We start from the raw sequence: 18,166 nt of genomic DNA, 5'->3' as shown, positions 1-18,166 counted from the left end.
AAGCTTATTCACTTGGTTTCTCCAGCAAAATCCGCCCACTGGAGCAGGCCGCCTCGCCATTGCGGTAGGCGAAGTACAGCTTGCTGCGCTCCTGATCAAAGCGCAGGTGCAGTTGGATGTGGTCGCCCGGCCGTACGAGTTGCTGGAACTTGAGCACTTCCATCCCGGCAAAGGTCGTGGGCAGGTCGAGCAGTTGCTGGCCGAGGTTGAACGCCCATTCGATCTGCACTACGCCCGGCAATACCGGCGTGACCGGGAAGTGGCCGCTGAAGTAGGCCAGGTCCGGCGGGATGCTCAGTTGCAAGGTCCATTCGCCGTCGGCTTCGATTTGTTCCAGCACTTGCGGGGCTTTTGGCCGTGGGGCCAGCAGCAACGCCTCGACGTGGGCCTGGGGCAGTTTGCCTTGGCTGTTAAGGGGTAACTGGTGCAGCACACGCCAGCGACGCGGCAGCGCCAAGGCTTCGCAGTGTTGGCTCAGGTGCTGGCGCAGGGTTTGGGTGAGCGCACGACGGCCTTGATTGCGCAGGGCATGCAGGCCTTCGGCGCTCAGCACCACCAGCGCGCCGAGGGAGGCGCGGTTTTCCTGGACCACGCCCAGGCGGGTTTCGGCGACACACGGGTGGGCCATCAGCGCCTGTTCGAGCATGGGCAGGGAGATGCGTTTTTCTTCCAGCTTGACGATGCGGTCCAGGCGCCCGAGCAGTTCGAAGCGGCCATCGGCATGGATGCGCGCGGCGTCGGCGGTCTGTTCGACATGCCCGGCGGGCAAATAGGGCGAGGCGATGCGCAGGGCACCGTCGGCGTCCTGGCTCAGCGCCACGTCGGCGAACGGCTGCCAGGGCTGTGCGCCCTGGCGCCAGGCGATGCCGCCGGTTTCCGAGCTGCCGAGGATTTCCGTCGGCCATTGCTGCAAGCGGTCGTACAACTCGCCAGCGGCCTCGATGGGCAAGGCACCGCCGGAGGAAAACACCCGCGCCACCTGGCTCAGCGCCGGCCAGTCGAGGTTGTCGCCCATGCGCTTGAGCAGCGCCGGGCTGGCAACCCAGGCGAATTGTGGGTGTTCGCGGCTGGCGCGCTGCAAGTCCTCGGGAAAGGCCAGTTGCTTGCGCACAAAGGTACGCCCGGCACACAGGGGCCACAGCACGCGGAACAGCAACCCGTAGATATGCTGGGTGGCGACGCTGCCGATGATGCAGGCGTCTTTCAGGTCTGCGCCCCACAGGGTTTCCAGGGCGTCGACTTCGTTGGCCAGTTGGCGCAGGGTCTTGTCGATGCGCTTGGGTTCGCCGCTGGAACCAGAGGTGCACAGGCTCAGTTGGCAGGTATCCAGATCCAGCGCCGCAGCGCTCAACGGCGCCTGATACAGGGCGTCGAGGTCCGCGACTTCGGTCAACCAGGCGTCGACGGCTGCGTCCCAGCGTTGGCGGGTTTGCGGTTGCAGGTCGGCGGGCAGCAGTACGCCGACACCGGCTCGCCAGGCACCCAGCAGGGCGATCGCCAGCAGGCCGGCGTCTTCCAGGTGCACGGCGACGTGCTGGATACCACGCGCTTGCAGGCCCGCGGCCAAGCTCAGGGACTGCTCCCACAGCTGGGCGTGATTCATTGCAGGTTCGGTCGTGACCGGACGCTGTTCCAGCGGCTCAAGCAGCAACTGCTCAAGTTTCAACCCATTCATACGCGGCCTCGAACCCTTTGTCGTACCAGCCATTCCACGGCAAACAACAGCCCCATCAACCCGTAGGCGATCAGGCCGTTGTACAACGTCCACCAGCTCAGTGGCGCCCATAGGGTGAGGGCGGCGGCGAGCAGGCCATTACCTAGAAAAAACGCGCTCCAGACCACGGTGACCTGGCGCGTATACACAATCGCGTGGGGTGGCAGTTGCGGATCGGTCATGCGCGCCAGGCGCTCGACCATCGGCGGGCCGTATTTCAGGCTCAGGCCGAACAGCGCCAGCATGAATGCGCTGACCAGGCTCGGATACCAGCGCAGCAAATGCGGGTTGTCGAACCAGGCCAACAGCAGGCAGAACACGATCACCGCCAAGGCCATCCAGCGGCTGCCGGGACGCCGCGCGCCGGTCATTGCGCGCAACAGCCACAGGCTGCCCAACAGCAGGCCGAATTGCCACGGTGCAAAGTGCTCGGTGCCGTAATACACCGCAAAGGGGTACAGCAGCCCCGCCAACAACAGGCCAAGGCCGATCAGTCGGCTCATGCGGCGGGCTGGACCAGACGGTACACCGCCTCAACCACGTCGTTCACGGTGCGCACCGCCTTGAACTCTTCGGCAGCGATTTTCTTGCCGGTCTGGCGCTTGATATGGTCGATCAAGTCCACCGCGTCGATGCTGTCGATTTCCAGGTCCTGGTACAGGTTGGCGTCAAGGGTGACGCGTTCCGGCTCCAGTTCAAACAGTTCCACCAGGGCATCGCGCAAGGTGTTGAAAATATCGTCACGAGTTTGCATGGTACGGTCTCAAGCTGCCTGTCGGGCCGTGACGAACGCCGCAAGGCTGGCCACGTCGGTGAAGTGATTGCGGGTGTCCTTGGCGTCGGCATCGATCTTGATGCCGTACTTTTTCTGGATCGCCAGGCCCAACTCCAGGGCGTCTACCGAGTCCAGGCCCAGGCCTTCGCCGAACAGGGTTTGGTCGCTACCGATGTCGTCGACGCTGATGTCTTCAAGGCCCAGGGCCTCGATGATCAGCGCCTTTATTTCTTGCTCAAGGCGTGTGTCTCGGTTGCTCATCTTCGGCGAGCTCCTTAATAAAATAGTCGTGCAGGTAATCGTTGAGCTTGCGTGAAGCCTGGGGCGCGGGCCCCAGTGTGGCGAACGCCTGTGGTTCTATATCGGCACCCACGCGCAAACTGAAGTGAAAGCGGCGTTTTGGGATGCGATACCAGGGTTCGGCCTTGGTCAGGGTCGTGGGGCTGACCTTGATCACCACCGGGGTGACGATTGTCGCACCGCGCAGGGCAATGGCGGCGGCGCCGCGATGAAAGGCGGGCGCGGCACCGGGTGTGGTGCGGGTGCCTTCGGGGAAAATGATCAGGGTCTGGCCGTCGCGCAGGGCGTCGGCGGCGGCGTCGAGCATGTCGGCGCTGCCGTCATTGCTGATGTAGCCCGCGTCGCGCACCGGGCCACGCATGAACGGGTTCTGGAACAGGCTCTGCTTGACCACGCAGTTGGTCTGGCGCATCAGGCCGATCAGAAACACCACATCGATCAGCGACGGGTGGTTGGCAACGATCATCTGGCCTGGGCGGCCGAGTTTTTCCGCACCTTCGACGCTGTAGGTGAGGATGCCCAGGCGGTACATCAGGCGAATGAAAAACCAGAACAGGCAACTGATGGTGTGGCGGGCGCGCCGTTGATGCTGCTTGGCATCGCCCGGCAGGCAACTGAGCAGCGGGAATACCAGCAAACGCAGGCACAGGCCGCCGATGCCAAAGGTCAGGAAGCTGATGGCGGTCGCGAACAGGCGCCAGTAGTAGGCCTGCCGTGGCTTGTCGGTCATTACTTGCGTTGCCAGTTCCATACGCGGTTCTTCCAGGCATGTTGGCAGGCGCCCTGCTCGGTGAGCAGGGTGCGCAGCAGGTTCAGGGCATGGGGCCACTGGGTTTGAGTGGGTTGGACAGTGCCGGTGTGCAGTTCCAGCTGCCACTCGTCGCCCGGTGTCAGCAACAGGCCGAGGGCGTAGGGGAATGGCACGTCTTTGATCCAGCTGGCGTAGGCGGCGGGCGGCTGTTCTTCGGTGATCACCAGCAACACCGCCGGGGCGCCTTCGTTGAGCAGCGCGGCGGCTTCGAGCACGCCGTGCTCCAGGCCATCGCCGGCGGCGGCGAGGGCGGTCATTTCGCTGGTTTCATTGCGCAGGATCGACCACAGGCCAATCACCGCGTTATGCACCGACAGGCTGAACTGGGTCGGCGACAGGGGCTGGTCGTTGGCCAGGTCGCTGAGGATGTCGAGGGTGCGCGGGGTTTCGCCATGCCGGGAGATGAACACCAGCGGCAGATCCTGCAGGCCTTCGGCCAATGGCCAGCCGACGCTGAACGCCATGCGCGCCAGGCGGCTGAGGCGACGGCGCTGCATGGCCGGCAGGAACGACACGTCGGGGGAGGCTTCGCTGGCTGGCAGCAACACCGGGGCCTGGCACCAGGTGTGCCAGTCCTGCGCGCTGTCGAGACCTGGGGCCCAGGCCCGCCATTGGGCGATATTGAAATTGATCACTGAGAGGTTATCCCGCCCCTGCGGGCTTCCATGTGCGGCTGTTGGCCCCGAATACCGGGACAGGGAGCAATGGCCGAATGGCGCGCATTATCCCGGTGCCGTGGGGTTCTAGCAAACTTTGGTAATGAATTGTTCAAGGCTGATTACAAATGTGTTGGAAAGATTTACAGATTGTCCGTTACCGCAGGTCCGGTTGGATTGTCGGTTCGTTCTGTTTCATTTGTCGGCGATGGATGACAGTCCGCGCGCCAATCGCCCGTGATGCAGCAATGCATGGATGAACGAGGTAGCTAACAGGCGCTTTTGCCCTCTACACTCGGACATTCATTGATACACGGAGGTTTTTCCATGCGGCGTGTGGTGTTCAATCAAAAAGGCGGTGTGGGCAAGTCCAGCATCGCCTGCAACCTGGCGGCAGTCAGCGCCAGCGAAGGCTATCGAACCCTGTTGGTGGACCTCGATGCACAAGCCAATTCAACCCAGTACCTCACCGGGCTGACCGGCAACGACATCCCCATGGGGATCGCGGATTTCTTCAAGCAAACCCTGTCTTCCGGGCCGTTTTCCAAGAAAAACCAGGTGGACATCTACGAAACCCCCTTCGATAACCTCCACGTGATCACCGCCACCGCCGAGCTGGCGGACTTGCAGCCCAAGCTTGAGGCCAAGCACAAGATCAACAAGCTGCGAAAGTTGTTGGACGAGCTGAGCGAAGACTACGACCGGATTTACCTGGACACCCCGCCAGCCCTGAATTTTTATGCGGTTTCAGCGCTGATTGCCGCTGATCGCGTGCTGATCCCCTTCGATTGCGACAGTTTCTCGCGTCAGGCCCTGTACGGCCTGCTGGCGGAAATCGAAGAGTTGAAGGAAGACCACAACGAAGGCCTTGAAGTGGAAGGTATCGTGGTCAACCAGTTCCAGGCCCGGGCGAGCCTGCCGCAGCAGATGCTCGACGAGTTGATTGCCGAGGGGTTGCCGGTGCTGCCGGTGTACCTGGCCAGCTCCGTGCGCATGCGTGAGTCGCACCAGGAGAGCAAGCCGCTGATCCACCTGGACCCACGGCACAAGCTGACCCAGCAGTTTGTGGAGTTGCATAACTTGCTGGAAAACGCCTGATCTGACAGATCACTGAAAATCCCTGTGGGAGCGGGCTTGCTCGCGAATGCGGTGTATCAGTCACAGGTATTTTGACTGGCCCACCGCATTCGCGAGCAAGCCCGCTCCCACATTTGTTTTGCATTCCGGCAGAGGGATTTGGATTTGTCCCACAGAGGCTGTAGGACAGGTCTGGCAATAGGGCATGAGCCTTGTATCGTTGCCTACGCGTACGCCAGAATCCGCCGGCTTGTGCGTCTGGAGGGGTGTCTCTTAAGGTTCGCCGGTCGCTGAATGTTCAGTGATCGGGTTTAGTAGCCCGTGTTGAGGCGTACAGCAATTCTCCATTTTATGGTGGCTGTACGGAGGGCGCTTTCGAGCGCGCCGGTTGCGTCTCCCGGTCTACTAACCTGCGTACAGCTGCCACCCTCTGTTTAGTAGCGGTCGGTTGCAGCTCCATTTAGGAGACGATCCATGGCTAATGTTTATTGCGTCACCCCCAACCTCCCCACCGAAACCCTCGTGCTCAACAGCTACGAAACCTTCTCTTCCGTGCGCACCCTGCTGCTCAACCTGTCCAACGACCTCACCGGCGAACACCGCGACGTGGCCTTGGCGATCCACCAATTGAGCGAACTGGGCGTGCTGCTGGTCGGCCAGATGATGGACCGCGAAGCCCCACTGGCCTGAACCTGCAATGCGATCAATGTGGGAGCTGGCTTGCCTGCGATAGCTGTAGTGAATTCAACACTGTCATCGCAGGCAAGCCAGCTCCCACATTTCGACCGAGTTACACGCCCTGGCTGCGCAGCCAGGCCATCAACTGCGGCAACGGGAACGCCCCGCTCTGGCGCGCCACTTCGCGGCCGTTCTTGAACAGGATCAAGCTAGGAATCGAACGAATCCCCAACTGCGCCGACAGCTGCTGATTGGCCTCACTGTCCAGTTTGGCCAACCGGCACTTACCCTCCAGTTGCCCCGCCGCCTGCTCAAACACCGGCGCAAAGGATTTGCAGGGCCCACACCAGTCGGCCCACACGTCCACCAGCAGCGGCAAGTCTCCTTTGATCTGGCTGGCGTAGTCGCCTTGCTTCAGCTCGAAAGGCTTGCTCAGTAAGACTGGCTGCTTGCAGCGCCCGCACTTGGGCGCGTCGCCCAGGCGTTCGCCGGGGATGCGGTTGAGGCCGTTGCAGTGAGGGCAGGGGATGACGAGAGGGTTGGACATGAGGGCTCCTACAGTAATTGAAAGGTTACGACGAACAACTAATCTCCAAATGTTTACCCCAATCCGGCGGCCGCTGCGCGTATTGCTCCATCCCCGGCTGTTCTTCAAACGGCTTGCTCAGCACCTCATGCAGCCGCTGCACTTCACTGTAGTCCCCGGACTCGGCAGCGGTGATGGCGTTCTGCGCCAGGTAGTTGCGCAGGAGGTACAGCGGGTTCACCGCGTGCATCCGTGCGCGGCGCTGTTCCTGGCTGTAATCCCCGTCCCGTTCAACGCGGGCCTTGTACATGTCGGCCCAGGCGTCAAACCCGGCCATGTCGACAAAATCATCACGCAGCTTCGCCACGGCCAGCGCCGCCGACTCATCGCCAAGGCGGCGGAAGAACAGGGTGTAATCCACGCCGCTGTTCTGCATCAGCTTCAGCAGGCGCTCCACCAGTTTCTGGTCGTCATCTTCAGCGGTGGTGAGGCCCAGCCGGCGGCGCATCAAGTCCAGGTAGTTCGCCTGATACAGCGGCAGGTACAGGCCAAGCGCTTCTTTCAACGCATCCACACTGATAAACGGCGTCAACGCCTGCGCCAATGCGCTCAGGTTCCACTGGCCGATCGGCACCTGGTTGCTGAAGGAGTAACGCCCTTCATGATCCGAATGGTTGCAGATGAAGTGCGCGTCAAAATCATCCAGGAAGGCAAACGGCCCAAAGTCGAAGGTGATGCCCAGGATCGACATGTTGTCGGTGTTCATCACCCCGTGGCAGAAGCCATAGGCCTGCCATTTGGCAATCAGCTCGGCGTTGCGCTCGACGATTTCACGGAACATCGCCAGGTACGGCTCAGGCTGTTCGCGGCATTCAGGGTAGTGAAGATTCAGTACGTGCTCGGCCAAAAGCGCCTGCTGCTCGGGCTTTTTGGTGTAGTAAAAGTATTCGAAATGCCCAAAGCGGATATGGCTGGGCGCCATGCGCAAGACCATCGCGCCACGTTCCTGTTTCTCGCGCCACACCGGGGTGTCGGAGCCGATCACGCACAGTGCACGACTGCTCGGGATGCCCAGCGCATGCAGCGCTTCAGAGGCGAGGAATTCACGAATCGAAGAGCGCAGTACCGCACGCCCATCGCCCATGCGCGAGTAGGGCGTCTGCCCGGCGCCCTTGAGGTGCAAATCCCAATGCTCGCCGGCCGCGTTGTACACCTCGCCCAGTAACAACCCGCGACCATCACCGAGCTGTGGGGTATAGCCGCCGAACTGATGCCCGGAATAGACCATCGCCCGCGGCTCCGCTTCTGCCCACAGCTTGTGCCCGCCGAACAGTTCGGCGAACACCGGTGTTTCGGCCACGGCCGGGTCGAGGTCGAGCAGGGCCATGGCGGCAGGGCTTGCGACCACCAGTCGGGGGGCATCGAGGGGTTCGGGCAAAACGTGGGTTGAGAACGCGTCGCCCAAGCGTGCGAAGCGATTGTCGAAGGTCAGTTCGTCGAGGGCTTTCACCGGCCATCTCCAGCAGAATGTCCGAGCATTCTGCTGGGGATAACGCGGTTAGTCGAGTTTGCTCGGCGGCGGTTCGGTGACGCCGCCGTCGTTGGCGGGCTTGGCCGGGCTGTCGACTTCCACCAGTTTGTATTCCTGGCCGTGGAGGTTCTTGAGGTAGACCTCCATCTGGCGGAACGAGATGTTGATGTGGTGGTTCTTGAACTCGCGGTTGATAAAGCGGTTCACCTCGTCGATCACCGGGTTGCGGTCACCGAGGTCGCGCACGTGCATGCGCAGTTCGTGGTCGAGGGTGCTTTCGCCGAAGTTGAGGAAGTAGACATGAGGTTCCGGTTCCTTCAGCACCCGTGGGTTTTCCCGGGCGGCCTTGAGCAGCAATTCCTTCACCAGATCCAGATCCGAGCCGTAGTCCACGCCCAGTTTCAGGGTCACACGGGTGATGGTGTCGGTCAGCGACCAGTTGATCAACTGCCCGGTGATGAAGGTCTTGTTCGGGACGATGATGTCCTTGCGGTCAAAGTCGGTGATCGTGGTGGCGCGGATGCGGATCTTGCTCACCGTGCCCGACAGGTTGCCGATGGTGATGGTGTCGCCGATCCGCACCGGGCGTTCGAACAGGATCATGATGCCGGAGATAAAGTTGGCGAAGATCTCCTGCATGCCGAAGCCCAACCCCACCGACAGCGCCGCCACCAGCCATTGCAACTTGTCCCAGCTCACGCCGAGGGTGGACAGCGTAGACACAAAGCCGACGCCGGCAATCACGTAGGAGAGCAATGTGGTCGTCGCGTACGCGCTGCCCTGGGCCAGGTCCAGCTTGGACAGCACCAACACTTCCAGCAAGCCCGGCAGGTTGCGTGCCAGGGCAAAGGTAATGCCGACAATGATCGAAGCCCCCAGCAAGTCGCCGATACTGATGGGCACCATGCTGATATTGGCACCTGTGCCGCTGGTGTATTCGTAGAGGGTCACGTTGTCCAGGTAGGAGAACACCGTGATCAGGTCCTTCCACACCCAGTACAGCGCCGCGATGAAGCCGCCGAGCAGGGCCAGGCGGATCAGGCGCATCGACTGTTCGTTGACCTGCTCGATGTCCAGGGTCGGTTCTTCGATCACCGCTTCGCCGTCGCCGGCTTCCTTGGCCGCCTGGCGTTTGGCCAGGGCGCGGGCATAGGCCAGGCGCCGTGCGGCAACACCCAGGCCACGGACGAAAGTGGCTTCGATCACCAGCCAGAACATCAGCAGGTACAGGGTGTTGATCAAGCGGTCGCTGAGCTTGAGCGCGGTGTAGTAGTAGCCGAAGCACACGGCGATAAACAGTGCGATGGGCAGCGCGGTAAACAGCACGCCCACGGTTTTGCGGAACAGCGAGGCCTTTTCGTGCGTGGGGCTATGCAGCAACAGGCGGCCCAGCAGCCAGGCCATCAAGGCGTAGCACAGCAGCACCACGCCGATGCCCAGCACATCGTCGGCCAGCGCCGCCGGTTGGTGCTCGGCGATGGCCACCACGGCCACCAGGGCCAGTACCACCAGGCCGAGTTTGCGCACCCAGCCTTGCAGGAACTCGACCTGGGGTTTCTCCCAGCGAAAGTGCAGCTCCGCCACGCCGCCGGGCGCCAGGATGCGATAGGCGGTGTAGAACACCATCCACGCCTGGGCGATCTGCAACAGCGCAGCGCCCAGGTTGGCGTTTTGCCCGCGGGCGTCGATCTGCAAGGCATAGCCGCATAGCGCCAGGCCCAGGGATACCGGCATCGCCAGCAGGATATTGATCAGGATCGCCTGGGGCGTATGCCACTGGCTGTCGCGCTTGAAGTGGCCGATGTCCTGATGGACTTTGTTCAGACGCTGATACAGGTTTTTACGCCGCCACAGCAGTGCGCCGATCAACAGCAGCAACGGCAGGAACAGCAGCGGCCGCTGGGTCAGGCCGTCATACAACTCGCTGACGCTGGAAGCCCAGGGCAGGGTGGTGATTTGCTTGCTCAGGTTCGCCGGTACGGTTTCCAGCCACTCGGTGTCCAGCGGCTTGTTGCTGGGGATCCAGAACATCTGCTCATCCAGCGTCGCGCGCAAGGTGGTGGCGGTGCTCAGCAGTTGTTTCTGGTTGAGTTGCAGGGTGATCGATTCATTCAGCAGCGCACTCAGCTCACGGCTAAGGCGCTCCAGCAGGTCGCTGCGGGTGATCGCCAGTTCCAGCAGGGTGCGGCGCAGTTGCGGGGTGACGTCTTCCGGCGACTGGTTCGCCAGCAGGTTATCCACATACGCGCTCGGGGAACTGATCAGCTCACGCTGTTGGTTGACCTCGAACTGGTACAGGCGAATGTTGGCGATGTCGTCCGCCAGGTCGCGGTCCACGGTGAGGCGCGGCAGGGCCTGCTTCTGTTTGTAGAGGATCTTGGACAGCAGCAGGCTGCCCTTGAGCACGTTGATCTGCTCGTCCAGGGCGGCATCGCTCTGGGTCACGGTGTCCAGTTGCTGCTTGGTCTGCAGGTTTTTCTGGGTCAGGTCGTTGAGGCGGTCGGTGCTTTTGAGCAGGTAGTCGGACAGCTTCAGGTTGGCCGCGCTTTCGGTGGCCAGCAGGCTGCTGCCCCCGGCTTTCTGCGCTTCGATGGATTGCTGGGTGACGGTCTGTTGCGACTGTGCCAGACGTTTCTGGTTGATCAGGGTTTGCAGGTCCTGGATCTCTTGTTCCAGGCGCGCGGTCTTTTCCATCACCAGGTCATGCTGGCTGTTGCCCAGGTCTTGCAGTTGGCTGTTGCCGGCCAGTTCCTGGCGGCGCAGCGGGATCAGCGCGTTGAGCGCGGCAAGTTCGGCGTTGAGCTGGTTGCGCTGGTCGGCGCTGAGGGTCTTGCCGTTGTCTTTGCCAGCCTTGAGGGTCGAGTTGATCTGCAGGATGCGCGTCTGGCTGTTGCTGATTTCGGTCTGGGCGCGCTCGGGGCGGGTCTGGGCGGCGATGCTCAGGCTGTTGGCTTCGGCCAGCTCTTTTTGCAGGTCGCCTTGCTGGGTGGTGCGCTGCACCAGCAATTGTTCGAGCTGCGGCACCGGCAGGCTGGCGTAGCGCTGGGCCACCGGGATGACCTTGGTGGCCTTGAGCCGGGTCAGTTCACGCTGGTTTTCGGCGGTCTGGCGCGGCGCGTCGCCCAGCTGGCGCTTGAGGTCCACCAGACGCTGCTCGTAATCCTGCTTGTTGCCCAGGTACGTCAGGGTCTGTTGCAGGATGGTCTGCAAGGCCTTCATGTCGGCGTCGGGCAGCTTGCGGTCGGGCAGCTTGTCCAGGGTTTGCTGGATGGCGTCGGCGCTGGGCGGGTCGGCCGCGTGAACGGTGCCGACACAAAGGGTCAGGCCCAGCAGGGCAGTGGCGAGAAACGAGCGCAGGATTGGCATAGAGACCGGTCGAGCAAGGTGAAGAATCGGGGGTGTTGTCGCCCCGCAGTTTAGAGGAAGAGTCCGGGGCCCGGGCGACTTCCTTCGGGGAATCTGACGCCCACTTTGCCGATCTTGTTCCCGTCCATGACCGCGACGGTCCAGATGGTGTTGTTCCATTCCACCTGGTCGCCGACGATGGGCGCGCCGCCGACTTTCTGGGTGATGAAGCTGCTCAGCGGCATGTCTGGGTCGATGCCTTCCAGTTTCAGGCCGTACAGGGCGGAAACTGCGCCCAGCTGGGCGTCGCCTTCGAGGACGAAGTCGCCGAAGAAGCGCAGGTCGAGGCCGCGTTGCGGCGCCTGGCTGAACAGTTTGCCCAGGGCCGGCAGGTTGTGTTCGTGGCCGATCACGCAGAGCAAGTCGCCGACTTCCAGCACCGTACTACCCGACGGGTGGAGCAGTTGCTGGCCACGGAACAGTGCGGCGATCCGCGTGCCCTCGGGCATTTTCAGCTCGCGCAGGGCGGCGCCGATGCACCATTTCTCGGCACCCAGGCGGTAGACGAACAGCTCCCACTCGCTGGTGACGTGCACTTCCAGGGCCGCGCGGGAAATCGGCGCCGGGTCCGGTGGTACGGTGACCTTGAGCAGCTTGGCCACCCACGGCAGGCTCGTGCCCTGCACCAGCAGCGAGACCAGCACGATAAAGAACGCCAGGTTGAAGTACAGCTGCGCGTGGGGCAGGCCGGCCATCAGCGGGAACACCGCGAGAATGATCGGCACCGCGCCGCGCAGGCCTACCCAGGCGATAAAGGCTTTTTCGCGGCCGTGGAACGCCTTGAACGGCAGCAGGCCGACGATCACCGACAGCGGCCGCGCAAACAGGATCATCCATAGCGCCAGGCCCAGGGCCGGCAGGGCAATCGGCAGCAGGTCATGGGGCGTGACCAGCAGGCCCAGCACCAGGAACATGCCGATCTGTGCGAGCCAGGCCATGCCGTCGAGCATATGCAAAATGCCATGACGGCTGCGCACCGGCCGGTTGCCGATCACCAGGCCGCACAGGTACACGGCGAGGAAGCCGCTGCCGTGCAGGGCGTTGGTCACGGCGAAGACGAACAGGCCGCCGGCGATCACCAGGATCGGGTACAGGCCGGTGGCCAGGTTGATGCGGTTGACCATTTGCAGCATCAGCCAGCCGCCCCCGAGGCCGACGACGCCGCCGATGCCGAATTCGCGTACCAGGTGGGTCAGCAGGCTCCAGTGCAGGCCGGTCTGGCCGCTGGCGAGCATGTCGATCAGGGTGACGGTGAGAAACACCGCCATCGGGTCGTTGCTGCCGGACTCGATCTCCAGGCTGGCGGTCACCCGTTCGTTGAGGCCCTTGCCGCCCAGCAGCGAGAACACGGCGGCGGCGTCGGTCGAGCCGACAATCGCGCCAATCAACAAGCCCTGGATGATATTGAGGTCGAACAGCCAGGCCGCGGCCATGCCGGTGAGGCCGGTGGTAATCAACACCCCCACCGTGGCCAGCGACAACGCTGGCCAGAGTGCCACGCGGAAACTCGCCACCCGGGTGCGCAAGCCGCCGTCGAGCAGGATCACGGCCAGTGCGAGGTTGCCCACCAGGTAGGCGGTCGGGTAATTGTCAAAGATGATGCCGCCGCCATCGACACCGGCAACCATGCCCACGGCCAGGATGATCACCAGGATCGGAATCCCCAGGCGGGACGAAAGAGAACTCACCAGAATGCTCGCACTCACCAGCAACGCGCCGATCAAGAACAGGCTGTTGATGGTCGTCGCATTCAAAGGCAGTACTCCATGGGCAAACAAGACGGGGCGCAAACTGACCATGCAGTCTGCGTGCCAGCGATTCTAACCTGTTGAATTGCTGCGCTGTCAAAAAGCTTTTGCAGGTTGGCGAAGATCCAATGTGGGAGCGGGCTTGCTCGCGAAAGCGGTGTGCCAGTCGATACACCTGGCGACTGATACACCGCTTTCGCGAGCAAGCCCGCTCCCACATTTTTGGCCGAGGTGTGTCAGTTAGAGGCGGAAACGGCCGACCATCCCATTCAAATCCACCGCCAATCGCGACAACTCACTGCTCGCCGCACTGGTCTGGTTGGCGCCCGTCGCCGATTGCACCGACAGATCGCGGATATTCACCAGGTTGCGGTCCACTTCCCGCGCCACCTGCGCCTGTTCTTCCGCGGCGCTGGCGATCACCAGGTTGCGCTCGTTGATCTCGACAATCGCAGTGTTGATGGTATCCAGCGACATCCCTGCACCTTTGGCGATGTTCAGCGTCGATTCCGCACGCTCGGTGCTGTTGCGCATCGAATCCACCGCGTGTTCGGTGCCGGCCTGGATGCTGCCGATCATCCGCTCGATCTCGCTGGTGGATTGCTGGGTACGATGTGCCAGGGCGCGCACTTCATCGGCGACCACCGCGAAACCACGTCCGGCTTCACCGGCGCGGGCGGCTTCGATGGCGGCGTTGAGGGCCAGCAGGTTGGTCTGGTCGGCGAGGCCGCGAATCACGTCCAGTACCTTGCCGATGTCCCGCGACTCATTGGCCAGGTCGCCAATCAATGTGGCGGTGGCTTGCACATCACCGCTCATGCGTTCGATGGCGCTGACGGTTTCCTGCACCAGATCACGCCCGTCACCGGCCGAGGTGGTGGCGTTGCGCGAGGCTTCGGAGGTGCTTACGGCATTGCGCGCGACTTCTTCGACGGCGCTGGTCATTTCATTGACGGCGGTGGCGGCTTGTTCGATCTCGTTGTTTTGCTGGGTCAGGCCACGGGCGCTTTCGTCGGTGACGGCGTTCAGCTCTTCGGCGGCCGAGGCGAGTTGGGTGGCGGACCCGGCGATGCGTTGCAGGGTGTCGCGCAGTTTGTCCTGCATCTTGGCCATGGCGGCCAGCAGGCGGCCGGCTTCGTCGTTGCCGTCGACCTTGATCGGGCGCGTCAGGTTGCCTTCGGCGACTTCTTCGGCGGCTTCCAGGGCCTGGGCGATAGGCACGGTGATGCTGCGGGTCAGCAGCCAGGCGAACAGTACAGTCAGCGCGGTGGCCAGTACCAGCAGGCCTACCACCAGGTCGAAAGCCAGGTCGTATTGATCCTTGGCTTGCTGATTGGTGACCAGGGCCATCTTGTTGTTGATGTCCAGCAGGCGTGCCAGCACGGCGTTGACCTGCTCGGAGTTGCTCAGCAGCTCGGTGTTGATCAGGGTGCGCAGGGCTTCCACCTGATTGGCCTGGGACAGGCTCTTCATGCGCGTTTCGATCTGACGGTACTGGCCGAGCAAGGTGACGTACTCGTCATAGGCGGCGCGCTCTTCGCGGCTGTCGATGAGTTTTTCGTAAATGCCCTGGGCGGCGCGGATCTGCTGGTCGCGCAGTTCAAAGGTTTCCAGGGTCTTCTGCTGCACGTCCGGCTCGCGGTTGGTCAGCAAACGGTAGGACAGGACGCGCAGGCGCAGGGTCAGCTGGGTGAACTCATCCAGTGCGCGAATGCTCGGCACGCTGGACAGGGTGATGTCTTCGGCGGCGCCACGGATCTTGCTCATCTGGTTCAAGGCGAACACGCCGAGAAACAACATGAGTGCGCCGATAAACGCGAAGCCAAGAAAGGCGCGCGGCGCGATATTCATATTACGAAGGGACATGCTGGAATCCTGGGGGAGAAGCGCGATCCGTGCGGGCGTGATACGGGGTGTGCCTCTCTATCGGTCGTACGACTAAAGTCTAAAGGGGGCTGTGCGTTTTTGTCGCATCCGACGAGGTTCAGGAACCAGATGGGCGAATTGCAGTCACTAAGGCTCGAAAGCGCGGCCCGGCCCTGAATAATCAGGCTGCGCGCCGGGGATAACCCTGGCATCCGAGGTGAATTTTCTTTATCGTCACCGCCCTTTGAAAAAGCCCGAGAAATCAAAATGTTAGAAGCATCCCTCAGCCAATTGGAACAACTGGTCAGCGACCTGGTACAGCAGAACCAGGATCTGTTGGGCAGCAACGAATCCCTCAAGGCCGAACTGGCTCGCGCCAAGGATGAGAACGACAGCCTGCAACTGAGCCTGATGGAACAGGAAGAAAAACAAGGCGCCACCGCCGCCCGTATCCAAGCGTTGGTTGAGCGTGTGAGCGCAGGTCCGGTCGGCGCATGAATGAAGGGATAAAGGTCGTTTCGATTCTCGGCGAGGATTACTCGATCAAGGCGCCAGCCGGGGAAGACAAAACCCTGATGCACGCCGTGACCATGCTCAAGGCCTCCCTGGCCACCACCAAGAAAAAGTACCCGACCCTGATCGGGGACAAGTTACTGGTGCTGGCGGCGTTGAACCTGTGCGCCGAACAGATCGAAATGCAGCAGGCGCACCAGGAGGAACTCGACCGTTACCAAGAGCAAGTCAGCGCCACGGTCGAGGTGATCTCACGAGCTGTCGGGCAAGGTGACTAAATGCCCGGGCTCAAGAATGAATAAATGACGCCATGTTGGTGGCGTCATTTATTCATTCGATGATGGGCTAAGAATAGGTTAGCCCGTCATCAATGGGGCAGCCCCTCCACCGTGACAACTGTTAGCGTGATCTCTGCATTCGAGCTGCTGGGAAGTAAGTGCCAGTGTTTTTCGAGTACTAGGTAGGTGTTCACACCCGTTTTGTATGTGTCACCTCTCTGGATATGCGTTGCAAACTCACTCTTGGGAACTACGTCCCCCAGAAGTTGCTTGCCGCCCATGTAAGCGTGGACTTTGCCGACGACACTCATGAAGGTTATCTCCGTTCTAGATTGGCCCAATGGCGTGTGCCGAACGAAAACCAAGACAACCATCCGGTTCAAAGATACTAAGGGGCAATAGCTCAAGGCGCACCTGTCAACTCTTACAGGTCTGTTCTTTTTTCATCAGGCTGACGGGCTGTGGGTGGTTTGATCAGAACCACTCATCCTGCATCCCCAGGCATGTATCATCGCGCTCCTCCAGAATCGCCAATTCATGATGGCAGCCCGGTACTTCCCAGGTCAGGAAGTAGCGGGCGGCCTGGAGCTTGCCTTTATAGAAGGCCGTGTCGGCGGCATTGCCCTTGGCCAGTCCTTCTTCGGCGCGAATCGCCTGTTCCAGCCAGCGCCAGCCAATCACCGTATGCCCAAACACCTTCAAGTACAGCGCCGAATTCGCCAGGCTGCTGTTGACCTTGCCCTGGGCGAGATCCGTGAGCAGGCCAATGGTGACGCTTTGCAAGCGGTTGACCAGTTGCTCCAGGGGTTCTCTCAGGGCATTGAGTGATGGATATTCCTGCGCCCGGGTGCCGGTTTCGGCGATCAGTCGGATCAACTGTTTCAAACCCGCGCCGCCGTTCTGCGCCAGCTTGCGCCCCAACAAGTCGAGGGACTGGATGCCGTGGGTGCCTTCATGGATCGGGTTCAGGCGGTTGTCGCGGTAGTACTGCTCCACCGGGTATTCGCGGGTGTAGCCGTGGCCGCCGAGGATCTGGATCGCCAGTTCGTTGGCCTTGAGGCAGAACTCCGAGGGCCAGGATTTGACGATGGGGGTGAGCAGGTCCAACAGTTCGTGGGCCTGTTTACGCTCGGTTTCAGTCTCCAGGGTGGTGGTGTCGTCGAACAGGCGTGCGGCGTACAAGCCAAGGTCGAAGGCGCCTTCGACGTAGGCTTTTTGCGTCAGCAGCATGCGTTTTATATCCGCGTGCTGAATGATCGAGACCGGCGCCGTTGTCGGGTCCTTGCTGTCCGGCAGGCGACCTTGCGGGCGTTCACGGGCGTATTCCAGGGAATACAGGTAGCCGGCGTAACCGAGCATCACCGCGCCCATGCCCACGCCGATACGCGCTTCGTTCATCATCTGGAACATGCAGCTCAAGCCCTGGTGCGGTTTGCCCACCAGATAGCCGACACAGTTGCCGTTATCGCCGAAGTTAAGCGCCGTGGACGTGGTGCCACGCCAGCCCATCTTGTGAAACAGCCCGGCCAGTAGCACGTCGTTGCGTTCGCCAAGGCTGCCATCGTCGTTGACCAGGAACTTGGGCACGATGAACAGCGAAATGCCCTTCACCCCGGCGGGCGCGTCCGGCAGCTTGGCCAGCACCATATGTACGATGTTTTCCGACAGCGGGTGATCGCCGCCGGAGATAAAGATCTTGTTGCCCTTCAGACGATAAGTGCCGTCGGCCGCAGGTTCTGCGCGGGTACGAATATCCGACAGTGACGAGCCCGCGTGGGGTTCGGTCAGGGCCATGGTGCCGAAGAAGCGGCCATCGATCATCGGCTGCAGGAAGCGCTGTTTCTGCTCTTGGGTGCCGAAGCTTTCGATCAGGTTGGCGGCGCCCATGGTCAGGAACGGGTAGGACGTGGATGCGGCGTTGGCCGATTGGAAATGCGCAAAGCATGCCTGGGAGAGCAGGGTGGGCAACTGCATGCCACCGGCTTCGAAGCTGCGCGCGGCGTTGAGGAAGCCGGCTTCCAGGAATGCATCGACGGCCGGTTTGACCTCGGGAATCAGGATGGCTGCGCCATTTTCGTAGCGCGGCTCGTTTTCGTCGTTCTTGCGGTTATGGGGGGCGAAGTACTTTTCGGCGATGTTTCGAGCGGTGCTGATCGCCGCATCGAACGTTTCCCGATTGTGCTCGGCAAACCGCTCGCGCCTGGTCAGGCTCTCGGCATCAAGGACTTCGTACAGCTCGAAAGCCAGATTGCGGGAACTGAGCAGCGTCTCGGACATGGCGGATCACC

The 18,166-nt window shown here is 61.7% G+C and carries 15 protein-coding genes and 2 pseudogenes; 4 read left to right on the top strand and 13 right to left on the bottom strand.

What is annotated here, in order from left to right:
• Positions 1-4: 4 nt before the first annotated feature.
• From IB241_RS10385 to IB241_RS10360, 6 genes are read right to left on the bottom strand one after another with little or no spacing between them, the layout of a single operon-like run.
• Positions 5-1,675, bottom strand: coding sequence for an acyl-CoA synthetase family protein (locus tag IB241_RS10385; protein WP_192298320.1), 1,671 nt, complete (start codon positions 1,673-1,675; stop codon positions 5-7).
• Positions 1,672-2,217: a hypothetical protein gene (locus IB241_RS10380; protein WP_192298319.1), complete on the bottom strand. Its 546-nt coding sequence runs from the start codon at positions 2,215-2,217 to the stop codon at positions 1,672-1,674. The genes IB241_RS10385 and IB241_RS10380 overlap by 4 nt, the downstream gene beginning before the upstream one ends.
• Positions 2,214-2,468: an acyl carrier protein gene (locus IB241_RS10375; RefSeq protein ID WP_003209389.1), complete on the bottom strand. Its 255-nt coding sequence runs from the start codon at positions 2,466-2,468 to the stop codon at positions 2,214-2,216. Before IB241_RS10375 ends, IB241_RS10380 begins: the two co-directional genes overlap by 4 nt.
• 9 nt (positions 2,469-2,477) lie before the next feature.
• A complete protein-coding gene (locus tag IB241_RS10370) occupies positions 2,478-2,750 on the bottom strand; it encodes a phosphopantetheine-binding protein (protein WP_192298318.1) in 273 nt (90 codons plus the stop codon).
• Positions 2,725-3,540, bottom strand: coding sequence for a lysophospholipid acyltransferase family protein (locus IB241_RS10365; protein ID WP_192298317.1), 816 nt, complete (start codon positions 3,538-3,540; stop codon positions 2,725-2,727). The genes IB241_RS10370 and IB241_RS10365 overlap by 26 nt, the downstream gene beginning before the upstream one ends.
• Positions 3,519-4,235, bottom strand: a complete 717-nt coding sequence (locus tag IB241_RS10360) for a beta-ketoacyl synthase chain length factor (protein ID WP_192298316.1) — start codon at positions 4,233-4,235, stop codon at positions 3,519-3,521. The genes IB241_RS10365 and IB241_RS10360 overlap by 22 nt, the downstream gene beginning before the upstream one ends.
• 348 nt (positions 4,236-4,583) lie before the next feature.
• Here IB241_RS10360 and IB241_RS10355 point away from each other — a divergent pair, with 348 nt between their 5' ends.
• The gene (locus IB241_RS10355; RefSeq protein WP_071482694.1) at positions 4,584-5,354 is read left to right on the top strand and encodes a ParA family protein; all 771 of its coding nucleotides are present in this window, start codon (positions 4,584-4,586) and stop codon (positions 5,352-5,354) included.
• Positions 5,355-5,807: 453 nt separating this feature from the next.
• Positions 5,808-6,023 carry a DUF6124 family protein gene (locus tag IB241_RS10350; RefSeq protein WP_192298315.1) on the top strand — a complete coding sequence of 72 codons (216 nt, stop codon included), beginning with the start codon at positions 5,808-5,810 and terminating at the stop codon, positions 6,021-6,023.
• Between the two features lie 100 nt (positions 6,024-6,123).
• Here the strand turns inward: IB241_RS10350 and trxC are convergent, their stop codons facing one another.
• The 6 genes and pseudogenes from trxC to IB241_RS27915 form a co-directional block, all read right to left on the bottom strand.
• Positions 6,124-6,558 (bottom strand): thioredoxin TrxC, encoded by a 435-nt coding sequence (trxC, locus tag IB241_RS10345; protein ID WP_192298314.1) that lies wholly within the window; start codon positions 6,556-6,558, stop codon positions 6,124-6,126.
• A gap of 25 nt (positions 6,559-6,583) precedes the next feature.
• On the bottom strand, positions 6,584-8,047 hold the full coding sequence (gene selO / locus IB241_RS10340) for a protein adenylyltransferase SelO (RefSeq protein ID WP_192298313.1): 1,464 nt from the start codon (positions 8,045-8,047) through the stop codon (positions 6,584-6,586).
• A gap of 48 nt (positions 8,048-8,095) precedes the next feature.
• The gene (mscK, locus tag IB241_RS10335; RefSeq protein WP_192298312.1) at positions 8,096-11,434 is read right to left on the bottom strand and encodes a mechanosensitive channel MscK; all 3,339 of its coding nucleotides are present in this window, start codon (positions 11,432-11,434) and stop codon (positions 8,096-8,098) included.
• A gap of 50 nt (positions 11,435-11,484) precedes the next feature.
• On the bottom strand, positions 11,485-13,227 hold the full coding sequence (locus IB241_RS10330) for a potassium/proton antiporter (protein ID WP_192298311.1): 1,743 nt from the start codon (positions 13,225-13,227) through the stop codon (positions 11,485-11,487).
• Between the two features lie 234 nt (positions 13,228-13,461).
• A pseudogene (locus IB241_RS27920) lies at positions 13,462-14,061 on the bottom strand (methyl-accepting chemotaxis protein); the annotation flags it as partial.
• A 303-nt stretch (positions 14,062-14,364) separates the two neighbouring features.
• Positions 14,365-15,021, bottom strand: a pseudogene (locus IB241_RS27915) (MCP four helix bundle domain-containing protein); the annotation flags it as partial.
• 333 nt (positions 15,022-15,354) lie between these two features.
• Here IB241_RS27915 and IB241_RS10320 point away from each other — a divergent pair.
• The gene (locus tag IB241_RS10320) at positions 15,355-15,585 is read left to right on the top strand and encodes a hypothetical protein (protein ID WP_124525484.1); all 231 of its coding nucleotides are present in this window, start codon (positions 15,355-15,357) and stop codon (positions 15,583-15,585) included.
• Positions 15,582-15,878, top strand: coding sequence for a cell division protein ZapA (locus tag IB241_RS10315; protein WP_192298309.1), 297 nt, complete (start codon positions 15,582-15,584; stop codon positions 15,876-15,878). Before IB241_RS10320 ends, IB241_RS10315 begins: the two co-directional genes overlap by 4 nt.
• A 474-nt stretch (positions 15,879-16,352) precedes the next feature.
• Here the strand turns inward: IB241_RS10315 and IB241_RS10310 are convergent, their stop codons facing one another.
• On the bottom strand, positions 16,353-18,155 hold the full coding sequence (locus IB241_RS10310) for an acyl-CoA dehydrogenase (protein WP_192298308.1): 1,803 nt from the start codon (positions 18,153-18,155) through the stop codon (positions 16,353-16,355).
• Positions 18,156-18,166: the final 11 nt, after the last annotated feature.

Origin of the sequence: Pseudomonas sp. PDM05 (genome assembly GCF_014851685.1) — a bacterium.
Taxonomy (GTDB): domain Bacteria; phylum Pseudomonadota; class Gammaproteobacteria; order Pseudomonadales; family Pseudomonadaceae; genus Aquipseudomonas.
This window is presented reverse-complemented; position numbering and strand designations above follow the sequence as displayed.

Excerpts from the sequence above, each read along its gene's own strand:
- IB241_RS10365 (WP_192298317.1), bottom strand. The coding sequence starts at position 3,540 with ATGGAACTGGCAACGCAAGTAATGACCGACAAGCCACGGCAGGCCTAC.
- IB241_RS10355 (WP_071482694.1), top strand. The coding sequence starts at position 4,584 with ATGCGGCGTGTGGTGTTCAATCAAAAAGGCGGTGTGGGCAAGTCCAGC.
- IB241_RS10315 (WP_192298309.1), top strand. The coding sequence starts at position 15,582 with ATGAATGAAGGGATAAAGGTCGTTTCGATTCTCGGCGAGGATTACTCG.
- IB241_RS10310 (WP_192298308.1), bottom strand. The coding sequence starts at position 18,155 with ATGTCCGAGACGCTGCTCAGTTCCCGCAATCTGGCTTTCGAGCTGTAC.
- IB241_RS10375 (WP_003209389.1), bottom strand. The coding sequence starts at position 2,468 with ATGCAAACTCGTGACGATATTTTCAACACCTTGCGCGATGCCCTGGTG.
- mscK (WP_192298312.1), bottom strand. The coding sequence starts at position 11,434 with ATGCCAATCCTGCGCTCGTTTCTCGCCACTGCCCTGCTGGGCCTGACC.
- IB241_RS10370 (WP_192298318.1), bottom strand. The coding sequence starts at position 2,750 with ATGAGCAACCGAGACACACGCCTTGAGCAAGAAATAAAGGCGCTGATC.
- IB241_RS10380 (WP_192298319.1), bottom strand. The coding sequence starts at position 2,217 with ATGAGCCGACTGATCGGCCTTGGCCTGTTGTTGGCGGGGCTGCTGTAC.
- IB241_RS10385 (WP_192298320.1), bottom strand. The coding sequence starts at position 1,675 with ATGAATGGGTTGAAACTTGAGCAGTTGCTGCTTGAGCCGCTGGAACAG.
- IB241_RS10350 (WP_192298315.1), top strand. The coding sequence starts at position 5,808 with ATGGCTAATGTTTATTGCGTCACCCCCAACCTCCCCACCGAAACCCTC.
- trxC (WP_192298314.1), bottom strand. The coding sequence starts at position 6,558 with ATGTCCAACCCTCTCGTCATCCCCTGCCCTCACTGCAACGGCCTCAAC.
- IB241_RS10320 (WP_124525484.1), top strand. The coding sequence starts at position 15,355 with ATGTTAGAAGCATCCCTCAGCCAATTGGAACAACTGGTCAGCGACCTG.